Below are 15,894 nucleotides of genomic sequence, written 5' to 3' on the forward strand. Positions count from 1 at the left end.
GATGCTCACGGGCTTCGACAGGCTCAGCCCTAGCGGTGGTGGGTGGCATAGTGATTTATTTGCGGCCACTGCGGGCATAAAGCGCCAAGGGGGATAGGCTATGGCGACTTACTCCATGCTGCTGTCTCCGCGCTGCTGTGTGATTGAGCATTTCCAAGGCAGCGGCGAATGACGCGAAATGGTTCGGTTCGCCGTCCTGGTGAACCGGTCCGGCGCAGCCTTGCTTATTCTTAATTGGCGTGAAAGGTTTGGGGTGGCTTAAGGCCGCCATGACTTCATCGATGACCATGCTGCGCCTGGGTGGGGGTGCGTTGCTGGCCAGCCTGCTGACTTCGGGGGCGGCGGCTCAGGTTCAGTCCGGAAATGGCGGTTCGCCATCCTATCAGATGGGATCGGCGCCCCGGCCAGAGGATCCCGCGGTGGCTCTTTCGCGCTATGTGCGGGAGCTTTCATCCAATCCGCAGAGCCTCGTCGCGCTGAAAGGCGCGGGCGCCGCTGCCCTGCGCCTTGGCGATGCCGAAGCGGCGGGGGGCTTTTTTGCGCGGGCCGAGCAGATTTCGCCCCGCGATGGCGAGGTGAAGACGGGAATCGCATCCGTACTCGCGCTTCTGGGGCAGCCCGGCAATGCGCTGCTGATGTTCGGCGAAGCGCTCACGCTCGGCGTTCCGGAACAGGAAATGGCGGCCTATCGTGGCCTTGCCTACGATTTGCAGGGCAATCAGGCGGCGGCGCAGAATGACTATGCGCTTGCCATCCGCACCCATCGCGACGTGCCCGAAGTCGAACGGCGGCTTGCGCTGTCCCAGGCGATTGGCGGGGACAAGGCCAAGGCGCTCGCCACGATCGAGGGGCAGCTGCGCATGCAGGACAAGGCGGCCTGGCGGACGCGGGCGTTCATCCTCGCGCTGACGGGCGATATTGGCGGTGCGACGCAAGCAGTGCAGGTGGCACTGCCGACCCAGGCTCCGGCCTTCGCGCCTTTCCTTGCCAAGCTTCCCACTCTGACGCCCGCGGAAAAGGCCGCGGCCGTGCACCTGGGCCAGATGCCCGTGACCTTCCAGAATTTGCAAGGGACGCAGACCATTCAGGTGGCCCAGGCGCCCGCGCCGGTGCGGGTTCAGGCCGTTGCCGTAACGCCCGAGCCGACAGCTGCTCAGGTCACGCGCAAGGCAAAAGAGCGGACGATCGCGCCTCAGACCAAGCCGGTGCGGCAGCAGGCCGTCGCAGCTTCCGCCCCGCCGCCGGTGGCGCAGCCCGTGGCGGTGACCGCTCAGGTTCTGCCCGTGCAACCGGAACCAGCCGCGATCCAGTTCGCCGACATCGCCGCTCTTGTGCAGGATCTTCCGGCCGCCGCGCCTGTCGTGACGCCGAACCCGCCCGCGCCCGCCCGTCAGGCGGCGAAGGAAGAGCCGAAACCCAAACAGGAAGTTGCGAAGAAGGCGCCTGTCAAAAAGACGGAAACCAAGAAAGCGGAGGCCAAGAAGCCCGATCCGGCAAAGGCGCATCCGTCGCGTGCGTGGGTTCAGCTTGCCAGCGGATCGAATGAAAATGCGCTCCCGGGCGAATATAAGAAAATCAAAGCCAAGGCCACCAAGACGCTGTCCGCGAAAAGCGCGTGGATGGTGAAGAACGGCGCCAGCAATCGCCTGCTTGTCGGGCCGTTCAAGACGAGTAAAGAGGCGCAGGCATTCGTCAACGATCTCGCCAAGGATAAAGTGAGCGGCTTTGCATGGACCAGCACGGCGGGACAGGAAATTACCAAGCTTCCAATGAAATAAGGCGACTTGCGCCTTATGCTTCCGATCCTGCCCGCTCGCGTGGACGGCTCCATCCCGAGCCCGGCGGCGAAACGCGGGGGCCGCGCGACGCCTTTCAGCGCGACCGCGACCGCATCATCCATTCCATCCCGTTTCGCCGTTTGCGCCACAAGACGCAGGTGTTCATCGCACCCGACGGCGATCATTTCCGCGTCCGGCTGACCCACAGCCTGGAAGTCGCGCAGATCGGCCGGACCGTGGCGCGCGCGCTTGGTCTTAACGAAGATCTGACCGAGGCGCTTTGCCTTGCCCACGATATCGGTCATCCGCCCTTCGGCCATGCGGGAGAGGATGCGCTGCAGGCGGCCATGGCGGAGGCGGGCGGCTTTGACCACAACGCCAATACGATCCGCCAGCTGACGCTGATGGAGACGCCCTATCCGCGCTTTGCGGGACTTAATCTCAGCTGGGAAACGCTGGAGGGGCTTGCCAAGCATAATGGGCCCGTCGCCCGCGTGCCTTGGGCGCTGGCGGAGGCCGATGCGGCCTTTCCGCTCGACCTCACCACCTGGCCGAGCCTCGAGGCGCAGGTCGCGGCGATCGCGGACGACATCGCCTATGACAATCACGATATCGACGACGGCCTTCGCGCCGGGCTGATCACACTCGACGATATCCTGACCGTGCCGTTCGTCGCCGAAAGCTGGGAAGCGGTGCGCCGCCGCTATCCGGACATCGAGGAAGCGCGCCTCTATCCGGAGCTGATCCGCGAGCAGATCGGGCGGATGGTGAGTGACCTGCTCGACGAGACGCGCCGCCGCGTCGCCGAAGCCGCGCCGCGTTCGGCGGACGATGTGCGCACGGCGGGCCGGGCGTTGTGCGGATTTTCGGAAGGAATGGCGGATCAGGAACGGGAGCTGAAGACCTTCCTCTACGCCGAGGTCTATCGCTCGTCCCCGATCCTCGCCATTCAGGATGCGTCGAAGGCCGTGCTGTCGCGCCTGTTCGCCGCTTATCGCGACGATCCGTCGTTGATGCCGGTAGAATGGACGGCGCCGACGGACGACAAGGTCCAATGCCTCCGCCGTATCTGCGACTTCGTGGCAGGGATGACGGACCGCTATGCCATATCGCGGCATGAGGAGCTGATCGGCCCCGTGGAGTTGCCGGAGGGGTTCTAACCTGAGTGTCTCAATCGCCGTTCGCCCTGAGTAGCCGTTGATCCTGAGCTTGTCGAAGGATCGAAACGGCGTATCGAAGGGTTTCGTGCGTAGTGCTTCGAAACGGGTCTTCGGCAAGCTCAGCCCCTACTCAGCACGAACGAGCGGGGGCGGCGGATCGGCTGGACGAAAAGCGCGGCTCTCACTACAGCGTCTTGCTTCCCTCATTTCATTGGATTTGCCGTGACGCTTTACGCTCGTTTTGCCGATCATATCGATGCCATTCTCTCCGCGCTGGAAGCGGAAGGCAGCCTTGCGGCGGGCGTCGAGCGAAAGGGCGTGGCGGTGGAGCCGCCGCGCGATCCGTCCCATGGCGATCTTGCCACCAATGCCGCGATGGTGCTTGCGAAGAAAGCCGGGACAAGCCCGCGTGCTCTCGCCGACCTCATCAAGCCAAAGCTCGAAGCGCTGGACGAGGTGGAGAGTGTCGAAGTCGCGGGACCGGGCTTCATCAATATCCGCCTGAAGCCCGATGTGTGGACGGATGAGCTCAGCGCGATCCTGGCGGGCGGTGGTGACTATGGCCGCTCGGCCGTTGGCGCCGGGCAGCGGGTGAATGTGGAATATGTCTCCGCCAATCCGACGGGCCCCATGCATATGGGCCATTGCCGTGGCGCCGTGGTGGGCGACGCGCTCGCCAGCATGCTGCAATATGCGGGCTACACCGTCATCCGCGAATATTATGTCAACGATGCGGGCGGCCAGGTGGACGTGCTCGCCCGCTCCGCGCATCTGCGTTACCGCGAGGCGCTCGGCGAGAATATCGGCGAGATTCCGGAAGGGCTTTATCCGGGCGACTATCTGAAGCCGGTCGGCGAAAAGCTCGCCGCCGAACATAAAGACGCGTTTGTCGGCAAGCCGGAAAGCGAGTGGCTGGTCCTGTTCCGCAAGACCGCCGTCGCGGCGATGATGGAGATGATCCGCGCCGATCTGGCGCTGCTTGGCATCCATCACGATGTTTTCTCCTCGGAAGCCGAGGTGCAAGCGGCCAAGAAGCCGGAGGCCGCCGAAGCGACGCTCCGCGCGCGCGGCCTCGTCTATGACGGCATGCTCGAAGCGCCGAAGGGCGAGACGCCGGAAGATTGGGAGCCGGTCGAGCTGCCGCTCTTCCGCTCGACCGAATATGGCGACGATCAGGATCGTCCGATCAAGAAATCCGACGGCAGCTGGACTTATTTCGGCGCGGACATGGCCTATCACTTCCAGAAGGCTCAGAATGCAGACCAGCTGATCAACATCTGGGGCGCGGATCATGCGGGTACGGTGAAGCGGATCAAGGCGGCGGTTGCCGCGCTGACCGAAGGCAAGGTGCCGTTCGACGTCAAACTCGTCCAGATGGTGCGCCTGCTGCGTGGCGGCGAGCCGGTGAAAATGTCGAAGCGCGCGGGCAATTTCGTGACGCTGGCCGATGTGGTGAACGAGGTGGGGAAGGACGTCGTCCGCTTCACGATGCTCACCCGTAAGGCCGACGCGCAGATGGACTTCGATTTCGCCAAGGTCGTCGAAGCGTCGAAGGACAATCCGGTTTTCTATGTCCAATATGCCCATGCCCGCATCTGTTCTCTCCACCGCCGGGCGGCGGAAGCGGGGATCGACGTTTCGGGTGTGGCGGACCTGTCGCTGCTCGACGCCGACGAACTGGCGCTGGTGAAGCTGGGCGCGCAATTCCCGCGCGTCGTCGAGGGCGCGGCGACGGCGCATGAGCCGCACCGCATCGCATTCTATCTCCACGATCTGGCGAGCGCGCTCCACAGCCAGTGGAACAAGGGCAATGACGATCCCGCCCGCCGCTTCCTTCAGCCGGACAATCCGGCGCTTACGCGCGCACGGCTGGAACTCGCGTCCGGGATCGGGCAGATTATCCGCAACGGCCTTGCCATCATGGGCGTGAAGGCCGCGCAGGAGATGAACTGATGAGCGAAGGGCGGCGACTTGGCGGGTTGAACGACACGGACACGCCGCCCTGGCTCCAGCCCGTTCCGGTCGAGGAGGATGAGGGGCCGGAAGGGCCCTCTGCAGGGCGCCTGATACTGGGCGTTATCATAGGCTTCGTACTGATCGGCGGCCTTGTTGGCGGCTTCTTCTGGTTCATGAACCGGGACGATGGCGGCACGGAGGGCGTGCAGCTGATCAAGGCGGATCCCGGCCCCTATAAGGTGCCTGCGCCGGACCCCGGTGGCATGGAGATTGAAGGGGAAGGCGACACCGCCTTTGCCGCAAGCGAGGGCGCGAAGCCGCTTGGGCGCCTCGATGTCGACGCCGTGCCCGAAGCGCCGCTGACCGAAGGCGGCGGAGGCCAGGGCAAAGCTTCGCCCGGCGCGGTCGCGACGATCCAGCTTGGCGCCTTTTCGAGCGAGGCGGCGGCCAACAAGGCGTGGACTGCCCTTTCCAAGCGCTTTACCTATATCGCGCCGCTCACCCATAATGTGATCTCCGTGACGTCGGGCGAGAAGACGCTTTACCGCCTCCGCGCTAACGGGCCGGATGCTGCAAACCTGTGCAACCGCTTGCGCGTCGCGGGCGAAGCGTGCGTGACGGTAGATTGATATGCTGGCATCGATCTTCGGCATGACGGGGGAAAGCCTGACCGCTGACGAGCGGGCCTTCTTCAAGGACGCCGATCCGGCGGGCTATATCCTGTTCCAGCGCAATTGCGCGAGCGTCGAGCAGATGCGGGCGCTGACCGACGATCTCCGCGCCATCCACGGGCGCGACGATGTGCCGATCCTGATCGATCAGGAAGGCGGTCGTGTCGCGCGGATGAAGCCGCCCGTCTGGCCGGTCTTCCCGCCGGGCGAAGCGTTCGCCAAGCTGTACCAGGTTGCGCCGATCAGCGCGATCGAGGCGCTCAAGGCCAATACGGCGGCGATTGCGGCGATCCTGCGCGACGTGGGCGTCAATGTCGACTGCCTGCCCTTGCTCGATGTTCGTCAGCCGGGCGCGCATGACATCATTGGGGACCGGGCGCTTGGATCCGAGCCGATGCAAGTTGCCTCACTCGGCCGCGCGACGCTGGACGGGCTTCGCGAGGGCGGCGTTGTCGGTGTCGTGAAACACATGCCGGGCCATGGCCGATCGATGAGCGACAGCCATGTCGAGCTCCCCGTCGTCGCCGCCAGCGAGGAGGAGTTGGAAGTCGATATCCGGCCTTTCCGCAGCCTTCGCGAGGCGCCGATGGGGATGACCGCCCATGTCGTCTACACGGCTTGGGACAAGGACAATTGTGGCAGCCAGTCGCCTTATGTGATCGGCGAGATCATCCGCAAACGGATCGGCTTCGAAGGCTGGCTGATGTCCGACGATCTGGGCATGCACGCGCTTCAGGGCGACTTCGGGGAGCGGGCAGCGAAGGTGCTGGCGGCGGGATGCGATGTCGCGCTTCATTGTTCGGGCGACATGGCCGAGATGCAGGCGATTGCGGGTACTATCGGCGCGTTGACGCCGGAGAGCATCGCGCGGTTGGAGCGGGCGATGGCGACGATCCGCGATGTGTCTCCAGTGGTGAGTTACGAAGAACTGGCCGCCAAGCGGGATGCGCTTTTAGCTTACTCCTGAACGTCATACCGGCGAAGGCCGGTATCCCCAGACCAGCCTGCTCCTTTTCCGTCGTGAGACCCCGGCTTTCGCCGGGGTGACGAGTAGGTGGGATTCCGCTTCACCTTCGCGCGGGGTTCGGCCTACACTCCTCCGATGGACGAGGGGGATCTCTTTAGCCCGGCGAGCAATGAGGGCCGGTTGACGCTGGACCTCGACGGGTGGGAAGGGCCGCTCGACCTGCTGCTTAATCTTGCGCGGAGCCAGAAGGTCGATCTGGCCAGGATTTCGATCCTGGCCCTTGTTGAACAATATCTCACCTTCATCGCCGAGGCGAAGGAACTGAAGCTCGAGATTGCAGCCGATTATCTCGTCATGGCGGCGTGGCTTGCTTACCTTAAATCCTGCCTGCTTTTGCCCAAGGATCCTCAGCAGGATCCGAGCCCGGAGGAGTTGGCACTGCGCCTGCAACTTCGCCTTCAGCGGCTCGATGCAATGCGGGAAGCAGGCGCGCGGCTGATGGCGCGGGACCGGCTTGGCCGCGACGTGTTCGCACGCGCCGCGCCGGAGGGGCTGCGGGTGGTGCGCAAAGCCGCCTGGCAGGCGGAGCTTTACGACCTGATCGCTGCTTATGGCGCGGTGCGGGCGCGGGCCGAGCCTGCCTTCCACGTCGTGTCGCGGCGGCCGGTGATGACGCTGGATGAAGCGTTGCATCGGGTGGAGCAATTGCTTGGCGCCTCCATCGAATGGACGGCGATCGAGGCCTTTCTGCCCGCGACGCAGGATGGCGAATATCGAAAGTCCGCACTGGCATCGAGTTTCCTCGCCGCTTTGGAACTCGCCAAGCAAGGGCGGCTGGAGCTCGACCAGAAGGCGCCCTTCGCGCCGCTTTTCGTGAGGGCGGCGTGACCCCGCCGGACGATGCCCTCCGCGCGGTCGAGGCGACCCTGTTTGCTGCCGAAGCGCCGATGAGCGTGGATGAGATCGTGGCTTATGTCGGTGAAGGTCTGGACGTGAAGGCGGCGCTGGCCGCGCTTCAGAACCATTATGCCGGGCGCGGCATCGAATTGGTGGAGCGCGGCAAGCGCTGGCATTTCCAGACCGCGCCGGACCTTGCCCATCTCCTCCGTAAGGAGCGGGAGGAAGCGCGCAAGCTCTCCCGCGCCGCCGTCGAGACGCTGGCGATCATCGCCTATCACGAGCCGGTAAGCCGCGCCGAGGTCGAGGCGATACGCGGCGTCCAGATCTCCAAGGGAACTTTGGACGTTCTGATGGAGGCGGGCTGGGTGCGGCCCGCCGGACGGCGTGAAGTGCCGGGGCGGCCGCTTATCTATGCGACGACCGCAGCTTTCTTAACCCATTTCGGGTTGGGAAGTCGGCGAGATCTGCCTGGGATTGAGGATTTGAAGGCGGCTGGGCTGCTCGATCCGGTCGATTTCGCCTTCGAACAGCAACTTGAGTTGGGGGCGGCGGACGAATAGCCCTCCCTCTCAATGGGGAGGGTTGGGTGGGGGTGATGCGTCCGGAAAAGGCGGCGCTTTACGTCGTAGATCACCCCCACCCAGCCTCCCCCATCAAGGGGGAGGGGCTTAATAACCGGGTTTAACTCCGCGCCTACAAGGACTAGATGGGAACCACGGCGCTTCCTCAGGCGCGATGGAGATTCTCATATGGGTGGTTTCAGCCTCTGGCATTGGCTCATCGTCGGTATCCTCGTGCTGCTGCTGTTCGGCAAGGGCCGTTTTTCCGACATGATGGGCGATGTCGCGAAAGGCATCAAAAGCTTCAAGAAGGGCATGGCCGAAGACGATACGCCGCCGCCCGCCCAGCCGCGCCGGATCGCGGACGAGCGGGCTGTCGACGCGCAGCCCGCGCCGACTTCGACCGCCGACCCGGAGCGGCGCGAGCCCTGATCCGCTCAGGCTGACGGGCAGATATGTTCGACGTCGCTCCAACCGAGCTTCTCATCATCGCCATCGTCGCTTTGGTCGTGATCGGGCCGAAGGATTTGCCGCGCGTTATGCGAACCGTCGGCCATTGGGTCGGGCGGGCGCGGGGCATGGCGCGGCATTTCCGCTCGGGCATCGACACGATGATGCGCGAAGCGGAGCTTGAGGAAATGGAGAAGAAGTGGCGCGAGGAGAATGAGCGGATCATGCGCGAGCATCCGATGCTGCCTTCCGCCGAGACCGAGGCGCTTCCGCCGCCTGCTGCCGCATCCGACGAGCCGAAACAGCCATGAAGGATATTGACGACAGCAAGGCGCCGTTGATGGAGCATCTGATCGAGCTCCGCCGCCGCCTGGTTTGGTCCCTTTTGGCCTTGTTCGCCGCCTTTGGCGTCTGCTTTTACTTCGCCGACCATATTTTCGCGTTTCTTGCCCAGCCACTTGTCCATGCCTTCGGGCCGGGGCAGGGGACATTGGTCTATACCAAGCTCTATGAGGCGTTTTTCGTCGAGGTGCGGGTGGCTTTGTTCGCCGCGTTCTTCCTCGCATTCCCGGTCATCGCCAACCAGATCTGGGCGTTCGTGGCGCCGGGCCTCTATGCCAATGAGAAGAAGGCGTTCCTGCCCTTCCTGATCGCCACCCCGATCCTGTTCGTGATGGGCGGCGCGCTGGCTTATTATGTGGTCATGCCCACCGCGTTCAAATTCTTCCTGCAATATGAAGGCAATATCGGCGGGATCGAGCAGCAGGCGCTGCCCTCGATCGGCGACTATCTCTCGCTCGTCATGCACTTCATCCTCGCCTTCGGCATCGCGTTTTTGCTGCCGGTGCTGCTGATGTTGCTCGAGCGGGCAGGGATCGTCACGCGGCAGCAGCTCGCTGGCGGGCGCCGCTATGCGATCCTGATTGCATTCGTGGTTGCAGCGGTCGCGACGCCGCCCGATATCCTGTCCCAGTTCATGCTCGCGATCCCGCTCATCCTGCTTTACGAACTTGCGCTAATGGCGATCTGGTTCACCGAAAAGCGCCGAGAGCGGGCCGCGCAAGAGAGCGAAGCCTGATGGCCGCGCGGGGCCTGCCCTTCGTCCGCGCAGAGGAAAAGGGTGGCCCGGATTGGACGCGTCCCTTTCCTGTCCGCCACGACGGCAAGGTCACGCCGTTGATCGAGGCTGCGGACATGTTTCCGGCGCTCGAAAACCTTGTGCTGGATGCCAAGATTTCGGTCTGGATGTCCTTTCGCGTCTTCGATCCCGACACCAAGCTCCGTTCCGATCGTGCGAAAGCGAAGGGGCTGGAGGATTGGTCGGCGCTGCTGCATGACGCGGTGAAACGCGGTGTGGAAGTGCGCATCCTGCTGGCCGATTTCGAGCCGGTGCTAGCCGATTATCTCCATGCCGGATCCTGGTCGACCTATCGCCGCATCCGCGCCATCATCGACGAATTGGATGAGGAGGAGCGTCCGCGCCTCCAGCTTATGGTCGTGCAGCATGAAGGGGAGATGGGTTGGGGAATACGTCAGGCGCTTCGCTTCGCTTTGCGATCCCGCATACGCAATGTGGTCGAGGGCCTGATCGCGGCGAAGAAGAGGGACGATGGCGGGTTCGATACGCGTCCTGGTTTGTGGCGTTACCTGAGCTGGGAGAAAAACAAGCCCAAAGCGTGGAAGGCTGGCCCGCCGCCACGTTTGTGGCCTGCGACCTATCACCAGAAAGCGGTGGTCGTGGACGGCGGCGTTGCCATTGTCGGCGGCATCGACCTCGACGAGCGGCGCTGGGACGACCGGCGGCACCGGCAGCGCACGGACCAGACCTGGCACGACATTTCGGCCCGGGTTGAAGGCGCGGCGGCGGCTGACGTCGCCCGGCATTTCAAATTTCTGTGGAATCGCGAGCTGCCCCGCTATCGTGAGATCGTCGCCGGATGGACCGATGGATGCGGGCGCGAATTGATGCTCGATCCGCTTACACCGGTCGGTGCGCTTCCAAAGCCCGAGGCTGTGAAGGGGAATGCGGAGGTTCAGATCGTCCGCACGCTGTCCGTCCGCTCCCCCTTACCCTTCGCGATTGGGCCTCGCCAACGGGTTCGCGAACTGAAGGCCGCCCACCGCAACGTCATTCGCGCCGCACGCCGCACACTTTATATCGAGGCGCAATTCTTCCGGTCGGACGATGCCGCCAATTGGGTCGAACAGGCCCTTGAGGCGTCGCCCGACCTTCAGGTTATCGTTCTGATCGCCAATGTGCCCGAAGAAGTGGCGTTCGAGAAGCAAACGGACAATCTTGCCCATCGGCATGGCGAATATCTCCAGGCGCGGGCGCTTGGCCGCTTGATCGAAAAGGGCGGCGCGGACCGGGTGGGCCTCTTCACGCTCGCCAAGCAGGAAAAGGTAAAGCCCGGGGAGAAGGAGTTCGAGGCGACGCGCGGCTCCGCTTATGGATCGGGCGTCATCCATATTCATTCGAAGCTGCTGATCGCGGACGACGATATTTGCCTGCTCTCATCCGCCAATATCAATGGCCGAAGCTTCGATTGGGACACCGAGCTTGGCTTTATCTGGCGGGAGGAGGGCGGAGCCATTTCCCGCTTCCGCAATGGCCTGTGGCGGCAATTATGGGGCGGAACGTTGCCCGATGAGCTTGCCGGATGGCGAAAGATGGCGGAGGCCAATCGCAGTGCGAAGCCGGAGGATCGGCGGGGGTTCGTCGTTCCCTATCAGCTCAACCGCGCCAAAAAGTTCGCGCGCCCGTATTTGTTCGTGCCTGACGATTTGGTGTGAGTGATCTCTATTTAAACTATCGTTAGTCCTGAGGAGTCTCCAACGAAAAGGGCGCCCAAACGGGGCGCCCTTTCTTATTGCAAAAGCCCTTCAGCTTAATCGGCGGCGTCTTCAACCGCTTCACCGGCGGACTGGACATCCTGGCCAACACCTTCGACCGTGTTGCAGGCCGCGAGCGCGAAGCTGGTGGTGAGGGCAAAAAGGGCGATGAACTTCCGAATCATGGGATCATTCTCCTGAACAACTCGCGCGCGCCCGATCGTTTTCGGCGTGCGTGCATCGCACCAATGTTCGCGCGTTCCCATGGTTCCACGGACGTCATGATATCCGGTGGAACACCCTACCGACGCGACATGATCGTCAGCGCGGAGAGAGGAAAAATCGGAGTTTAGAAAGTTTTGAGCCCGGAGGCGCTACCGGGGGGGGGGGGGAGGTTAGCGCGTCCGGGCTCATGTCTTGGATAGCGAGAGCGGGGGGGCAAAAGGTCACTATCCAAACTGCACAACAATGTTGGCAGCGGGTTGTTCCATACAAAAATGAAAAAAATTCCGCAAAGCTAAAAAAATCCTAAATGACCCTTATTGCAGGGAAACTCTGATGCGGCCGGGTCCGTTCACCGGCCTGAAGGAGATATTTCGTGACCAAGCCGCCAAAATCCACGCCCCATTCCGATCTCGATGGCATCCATGAGGATGAACGGCGGAATATCGATGCTGCGAACGAGGCGGGGCAGGGATCGGACGACCTTGCCCGTGCCCGTAAGGAGAGCGTGGCCCGCCCTGTGCCCAGCAATGAACGGGACGGTTAGAGAATCGCGATATTGAGCGAATAGACGCCTTTATCGCCATCCTTGTTCATGGCGGTACGAAGCTGGCGGGACAGGCCTGTGACAATGCGTTCGAACCGCTCGGTCAGCGTTTCGCCGCAGGCGGCGTCATCTTTCAGGCTTTCCGACATGACCGATAGCGCCGCGGTGCCGTCGCCATTGTCGGCGAGCGCGATCATCACGGCGCGGGCCCCGCAGAACATCGCATATTCGACGATCTCGGTGATCAGGAAGGCCACGGAGACCGCGACATCCTGCGTGACGTGGACCGGCGCGACGTTGAGCGCGATCGTCATATTGGCGGCCGTGGGCGGCGCCGTTCCGCGAAGGTTGGAACTCAATTCGGAGATGAGCGATTTCAGCGCGACGCCGCGATTTTGCTCAAGCTCCGCATAATGGTTGCGGTGAACGACCGCGAGGGCGTCCACGCGGCGCTGGATCGAGGCGTAAGCGGCCGCCACCGCTTCATCCGCCGACCCGCGCGAATGGATATTGAGCAGGGATGCTACGACCTGCAGGTTGTTCTTCACCCGGTGATGGACTTCGCGCACCAGCTTCTTCTGCCGCTCTACTGCATCTTCAAGATCGGCCTCGTGACGGGCGACGGTACGGGTGAGGCCTTCAAAGGCGTCACCCAATTCCTGAATCTCGCGCGCGGGGGTGCGGACGAGGGGAAGATAGAATTCGCGGTCGCCTGGCTGATAGGCGGACACCACCTTTTGCATCCGGACGAGCGGACGGAGGAGCAACCGGCTGACCACCGCCCAGCCGATGATCGCGGCGCCGATCCACATCAAAACCGGCAGTACGACCATCATGAATTCGGTTGCCGTAACGGGGACGGCACCCGCAACCACGCGGAGAACAAGGCCGTCATTGGCGAGTGGCTTTGAAAGCGCGATCGTTTCGACGAGCGGGCCGGGCCGGAACCCGCTGACCAAACCCATCGACCGTCCGCCCTGTGTCAGGTCCAAGCTGTAATCGGCATCGACCCCCGGCGGGACCGCTAAGCGGCGAACCAGGTCGACTGGTAATTCCCCCATGCCCTCGACCCGGCCACCACCGCTGAACAGGGTGAAACGAAGGGCTTCGCCCTCGGGCAGAATCTCGATGACGGCGCCGGTGCGGTCTAGGCTGGCGGGGATGGCGGGCGCTACGAAATCCGGGGTAGCGCAGCGGGGACGGCCGTCTGGACCATAAAGCGCATAACGGCCGCTGGTGCCCGCGCTGCTGAGGCGGCGCAGCGTCGCTTCGCAAACCCCGGACCCTTCCGGTGCAAACTCGATCGCGGCATTGGCGGCACGAATGGTGATCGCGATGCGGGACAAGGCGAAGTCGATGCGCTGCGCGGACAATTCAAGCCGGCCCTGCGCCTCCGCTTCCCGCCGCATCCGGTTCTGGTCGGCGCTTTCGACCGAGGCGAAGATCGCGATGACCAGCAGTGGCAGTAAGAAGCCCGCCATGATGACGAGCATCTTCGGCCCGGTTGGAAGCCGGGAAAAAAATGCGAACAATCGATGATGGTTGAAGCGAATCACGCTCAATCGCCCATTCCACGCCCCCCTAGGGCGGCAACGTCAGCCCAGCTTGCCGAGCAGATCCAGCATTTCAGGCGGGATATCCTCATTCACCGTCTGCTGATAGACAGAGCGAAGGGCGTTGCCGAGCTCCGGAGAGGACGGCTTCTTTTCCGCAGGATTTGCGTTGGGCGCGGCATTTTTATCGGCCAGCCTTTCTTCCTTGCGCCGGCCTTCGCCGTCTTTGTCGTAATGAAAGCTCAAAACCTTTACCCCTCGCGGCCGGACCGCGCCCGCTATTGATAACGGCCCGGGCCCGGCCGGTTTGATCCGATCGGCCCCAAGCGGACGATGATTTCACAGGGGCGAGATAAATACCCTGCAGTGGCATGGAAACAAAAAACTCAGCCGTTGGTTCCATACAGGGTGTGAAGGGCGGGCAAGACCGGTTTCTTCGTGCAGAATTGGTTCAATTGCATGCTCGCGGTCGGGCTTGCAAAGCAGGGGGCGGGCTCTCAAGTATCGTCCTGTTCATGAAGGAGTCGTAACGAAAATGTCGCTTGGCCAGGAACTCGCGCCTCATCTTCCTTTCTTGCGCCGCTATGCCCGCGCGCTCACCGGATCGCAGCAGCATGGCGACGCTTTCGTGCGCGCAACGCTGGAGGCGATCGTTCAGGCGCCGGACGATTTTCCGCGTGATGTCGACGCCCGCCTTGGTCTCTACCGGACTTTCCACGCCATCTGGTCTTCCGCGAATATCGAGGAAGATCCGGGCGCGGGTTCGGGGATCGAGGATCCGGAAGATGTCGCCCGCGCGCGTCTCGCCCGCATCACCCCCTTGTCGCGTCAGGCATTGCTGTTGACCGCGATGGAGGGCTTCACGACCGAGGATGCGGCCTATCTCATCGGGTCGGACGATGAGGATGTCGAACGCTTGGTTGCCGAGGCGCTTCAGGAAATCGAGCGTCAGACCCGTGCCGAAGTTCTCATCATCGAGGACGAGCCGATCATCGCAATGGATATCGAGACGATTGTTCGCGATCTCGGCCACACGGTCACCGGCGTCGCCGTCACGCGCGATGAGGCGGTGGCGCAGGCCCGCGCGCACCGGCCAGGGCTCGTCCTTGCCGATATTCAGCTCGCCGACGACAGCTCCGGCATCGACGCTGTTAAGGACATTCTCGCCGAATTTTCGGTTCCGGTTATCTTCATCACGGCTTTCCCCGAGCGTCTGCTGACGGGCGAACGTCCGGAGCCGACCTTCCTTATCACCAAGCCGTTCCAGCGTTCAACGGTGAAGGCCGCCATCGCGCAGGCCTTGTTCTTCGACACGGCAACCGTTCCGGCCTGATAACGATTGGAACCTGCCGACGCATCTGGCGTTGGCAGGTTTCGAACTTACTTATGGGGAGCGGCAAGAATGGATGATCGCCAGCATATCGGTACGACGGAAGCGCGCGCTGGCGCGACGCCACGCATGACGCGGGTCATCCTTTCGGTCTCGCTCATGCTTGTCGTTCTGCTGTTCGCACTCATCCTTTTCGTCTGGCGTTAAATACTTACGTCAATTTCCGTACTGCCACTCCACTTAAAATAAGCGAAGAATGGCATATGCTTACCGCCTCACACGGGGGATCCACGATGGTCGGCGATACGCCAGCCGCTACGAGCGAAAATACTGCGCCGGACGTTCTCGTCCCGCTGCCCGACGATGAATTCAAGGATCAGCTGGCGCAGGTCATTCCCCATTTGCGCGCATTCGGCCGCTCTCTGTCGGGCAGCCGCGACATGGCCGACGATCTTGTCCAGGAAACCTTGCTCAAGGCATGGGCCGCCCGCAAGCGTTTCCAGGCTGGCACGAATATGCGGGCCTGGACCTTCATCATTTTGCGCAACCTGTTCCTCTCGCAAATGCGCCGAGCCCGCTTCAAAGGCGAATGGGACGAGATTACAGCGTCAAAGCTGCTCGCCGCGCCCGCCAGCCAGGATCGGCATGTGGAGTTGGGCGACATGCAGCGCGCATTGATGCATTTGCCGCAACCGCAACGCGAGGCACTGATCCTCGTCGGCGCGGGAGGCTTTGCCTATGAGGAAGCGGCCGAAATCTGCGGCTGCGCGGTGGGCACGATCAAGAGTCGCGTCGCGCGTGGCCGTGTCGCGCTCGAGCAAATCCTGAGCGAGGGTAAGTTGCCGTCGCGTCGCGAACATGAAACGGACGCCGACAAGACCGCGCTACAGAGCATCATGAGCGAGGTCGACGAGCTGAGCCGCGATCGAGAGATTTGATCGGCTTGCGTTTCCGCGCTCCACACCCCT

General features: G+C 62.9%; 18 protein-coding genes. 15 read left to right on the forward strand and 3 right to left on the reverse strand.

Going from position 1 to position 15,894, the window contains the following annotated elements; all coding sequences use genetic code 11:
• Positions 1 to 269 precede the first annotated feature (269 nt).
• The 11 genes from C7I56_RS01655 (at position 270) to C7I56_RS12690 (ending at position 11,235) form a co-directional block, all read left to right on the forward strand.
• On the forward strand, positions 270 to 1,778 hold the full coding sequence (locus tag C7I56_RS01655; protein WP_106638807.1) for a tetratricopeptide repeat protein: 1,509 nt from the start codon (positions 270 to 272) through the stop codon (positions 1,776 to 1,778).
• Positions 1,775 to 2,938: a deoxyguanosinetriphosphate triphosphohydrolase gene (locus tag C7I56_RS01660; RefSeq protein ID WP_106639578.1), complete on the forward strand. Its 1,164-nt coding sequence runs from the start codon at positions 1,775 to 1,777 to the stop codon at positions 2,936 to 2,938. The genes C7I56_RS01655 and C7I56_RS01660 overlap by 4 nt, the downstream gene beginning before the upstream one ends.
• Positions 2,939 to 3,160: 222 nt before the next feature.
• Positions 3,161 to 4,891 carry an arginine--tRNA ligase gene (gene argS, locus C7I56_RS01665; protein WP_106638808.1) on the forward strand — a complete coding sequence of 577 codons (1,731 nt, stop codon included), beginning with the start codon at positions 3,161 to 3,163 and terminating at the stop codon, positions 4,889 to 4,891.
• The gene (locus tag C7I56_RS01670) at positions 4,891 to 5,523 is read left to right on the forward strand and encodes an SPOR domain-containing protein (RefSeq protein ID WP_106638809.1); all 633 of its coding nucleotides are present in this window, start codon (positions 4,891 to 4,893) and stop codon (positions 5,521 to 5,523) included. The genes argS and C7I56_RS01670 overlap by 1 nt, the downstream gene beginning before the upstream one ends.
• Before the next feature lies 1 nt (position 5,524).
• Complete coding sequence (gene nagZ, locus C7I56_RS01675; RefSeq protein ID WP_106638810.1) at positions 5,525 to 6,532, forward strand: beta-N-acetylhexosaminidase; 1,008 nt, start codon at positions 5,525 to 5,527, stop codon at positions 6,530 to 6,532.
• 135 nt (positions 6,533 to 6,667) lie between these two features.
• Complete coding sequence (locus C7I56_RS12530; RefSeq protein ID WP_158702952.1) at positions 6,668 to 7,420, forward strand: segregation and condensation protein A; 753 nt, start codon at positions 6,668 to 6,670, stop codon at positions 7,418 to 7,420.
• Complete coding sequence (scpB, locus tag C7I56_RS01685; protein ID WP_245409553.1) at positions 7,417 to 7,992, forward strand: SMC-Scp complex subunit ScpB; 576 nt, start codon at positions 7,417 to 7,419, stop codon at positions 7,990 to 7,992. Before C7I56_RS12530 ends, scpB begins: the two co-directional genes overlap by 4 nt.
• Before the next feature lie 189 nt (positions 7,993 to 8,181).
• Positions 8,182 to 8,424: a twin-arginine translocase TatA/TatE family subunit gene (locus tag C7I56_RS01690; protein WP_106638813.1), complete on the forward strand. Its 243-nt coding sequence runs from the start codon at positions 8,182 to 8,184 to the stop codon at positions 8,422 to 8,424.
• Positions 8,425 to 8,447: 23 nt separating this feature from the next.
• Positions 8,448 to 8,753: a Sec-independent protein translocase protein TatB gene (gene tatB / locus C7I56_RS01695; RefSeq protein ID WP_106638814.1), complete on the forward strand. Its 306-nt coding sequence runs from the start codon at positions 8,448 to 8,450 to the stop codon at positions 8,751 to 8,753.
• On the forward strand, positions 8,750 to 9,520 hold the full coding sequence (gene tatC, locus C7I56_RS01700; RefSeq protein ID WP_106638815.1) for a twin-arginine translocase subunit TatC: 771 nt from the start codon (positions 8,750 to 8,752) through the stop codon (positions 9,518 to 9,520). The genes tatB and tatC overlap by 4 nt, the downstream gene beginning before the upstream one ends.
• On the forward strand, positions 9,520 to 11,235 hold the full coding sequence (locus C7I56_RS12690) for a phospholipase D family protein (RefSeq protein ID WP_106638816.1): 1,716 nt from the start codon (positions 9,520 to 9,522) through the stop codon (positions 11,233 to 11,235). Before tatC ends, C7I56_RS12690 begins: the two co-directional genes overlap by 1 nt.
• 95 nt (positions 11,236 to 11,330) lie before the next feature.
• On the opposite strand, the gene C7I56_RS01710 is transcribed toward C7I56_RS12690, so the two are convergent.
• On the reverse strand, positions 11,331 to 11,459 hold the full coding sequence (locus C7I56_RS01710; RefSeq protein ID WP_106639579.1) for an entericidin A/B family lipoprotein: 129 nt from the start codon (positions 11,457 to 11,459) through the stop codon (positions 11,331 to 11,333).
• Positions 11,460 to 11,872: 413 nt separating this feature from the next.
• Here C7I56_RS01710 and C7I56_RS12215 point away from each other — a divergent pair, with 413 nt between their 5' ends.
• Positions 11,873 to 12,043: a hypothetical protein gene (locus C7I56_RS12215; RefSeq protein ID WP_158702953.1), complete on the forward strand. Its 171-nt coding sequence runs from the start codon at positions 11,873 to 11,875 to the stop codon at positions 12,041 to 12,043.
• Here C7I56_RS12215 and C7I56_RS01715 read toward each other — a convergent pair.
• Entirely contained in the window at positions 12,040 to 13,599 is a 1,560-nt protein-coding gene (locus C7I56_RS01715) for a sensor histidine kinase (protein WP_245409594.1), read from the reverse strand. The two genes, C7I56_RS12215 and C7I56_RS01715, sit on opposite strands and share 4 nt — an antisense overlap.
• A 39-nt stretch (positions 13,600 to 13,638) precedes the next feature.
• Positions 13,639 to 13,842 carry a NepR family anti-sigma factor gene (locus tag C7I56_RS01720; RefSeq protein WP_106638818.1) on the reverse strand — a complete coding sequence of 68 codons (204 nt, stop codon included), beginning with the start codon at positions 13,840 to 13,842 and terminating at the stop codon, positions 13,639 to 13,641.
• Between the two features lie 289 nt (positions 13,843 to 14,131).
• On the opposite strand from C7I56_RS01720, the gene C7I56_RS01725 reads away from it, so the two are divergent.
• The 3 genes from C7I56_RS01725 to C7I56_RS01730 all read left to right on the forward strand — a co-directional run bounded on the left by C7I56_RS01725 (position 14,132) and on the right by C7I56_RS01730 (position 15,864).
• Positions 14,132 to 14,929, forward strand: a complete 798-nt coding sequence (locus tag C7I56_RS01725; protein WP_106638819.1) for a response regulator — start codon at positions 14,132 to 14,134, stop codon at positions 14,927 to 14,929.
• A gap of 69 nt (positions 14,930 to 14,998) precedes the next feature.
• Positions 14,999 to 15,133 (forward strand): hypothetical protein, encoded by a 135-nt coding sequence (locus C7I56_RS12695; RefSeq protein ID WP_280951939.1) that lies wholly within the window; start codon positions 14,999 to 15,001, stop codon positions 15,131 to 15,133.
• Positions 15,134 to 15,219: 86 nt separating this feature from the next.
• Entirely contained in the window at positions 15,220 to 15,864 is a 645-nt protein-coding gene (locus C7I56_RS01730; protein WP_106638820.1) for a sigma-70 family RNA polymerase sigma factor, read from the forward strand.
• The last annotated feature ends 30 nt before the right edge of the window (positions 15,865 to 15,894 follow it).

It is taken from the genome of Allosphingosinicella vermicomposti (assembly GCF_003012815.1).
GTDB classification, from domain to species: Bacteria; Pseudomonadota; Alphaproteobacteria; order Sphingomonadales; family Sphingomonadaceae; genus Allosphingosinicella; species Allosphingosinicella vermicomposti.

Excerpts from the sequence above, each read along its gene's own strand:
- C7I56_RS01655 (WP_106638807.1), top strand. The coding sequence starts at position 270 with ATGACTTCATCGATGACCATGCTGCGCCTGGGTGGGGGTGCGTTGCTG.
- C7I56_RS01670 (WP_106638809.1), top strand. The coding sequence starts at position 4,891 with ATGAGCGAAGGGCGGCGACTTGGCGGGTTGAACGACACGGACACGCCG.
- nagZ (WP_106638810.1), top strand. The coding sequence starts at position 5,525 with ATGCTGGCATCGATCTTCGGCATGACGGGGGAAAGCCTGACCGCTGAC.
- C7I56_RS12530 (WP_158702952.1), top strand. The coding sequence starts at position 6,668 with ATGGACGAGGGGGATCTCTTTAGCCCGGCGAGCAATGAGGGCCGGTTG.
- C7I56_RS01690 (WP_106638813.1), top strand. The coding sequence starts at position 8,182 with ATGGGTGGTTTCAGCCTCTGGCATTGGCTCATCGTCGGTATCCTCGTG.
- tatB (WP_106638814.1), top strand. The coding sequence starts at position 8,448 with ATGTTCGACGTCGCTCCAACCGAGCTTCTCATCATCGCCATCGTCGCT.
- tatC (WP_106638815.1), top strand. The coding sequence starts at position 8,750 with ATGAAGGATATTGACGACAGCAAGGCGCCGTTGATGGAGCATCTGATC.
- C7I56_RS12690 (WP_106638816.1), top strand. The coding sequence starts at position 9,520 with ATGGCCGCGCGGGGCCTGCCCTTCGTCCGCGCAGAGGAAAAGGGTGGC.
- C7I56_RS01710 (WP_106639579.1), bottom strand. The coding sequence starts at position 11,459 with ATGATTCGGAAGTTCATCGCCCTTTTTGCCCTCACCACCAGCTTCGCG.
- C7I56_RS01725 (WP_106638819.1), top strand. The coding sequence starts at position 14,132 with ATGTCGCTTGGCCAGGAACTCGCGCCTCATCTTCCTTTCTTGCGCCGC.
- C7I56_RS12695 (WP_280951939.1), top strand. The coding sequence starts at position 14,999 with ATGGATGATCGCCAGCATATCGGTACGACGGAAGCGCGCGCTGGCGCG.
- C7I56_RS01730 (WP_106638820.1), top strand. The coding sequence starts at position 15,220 with ATGGTCGGCGATACGCCAGCCGCTACGAGCGAAAATACTGCGCCGGAC.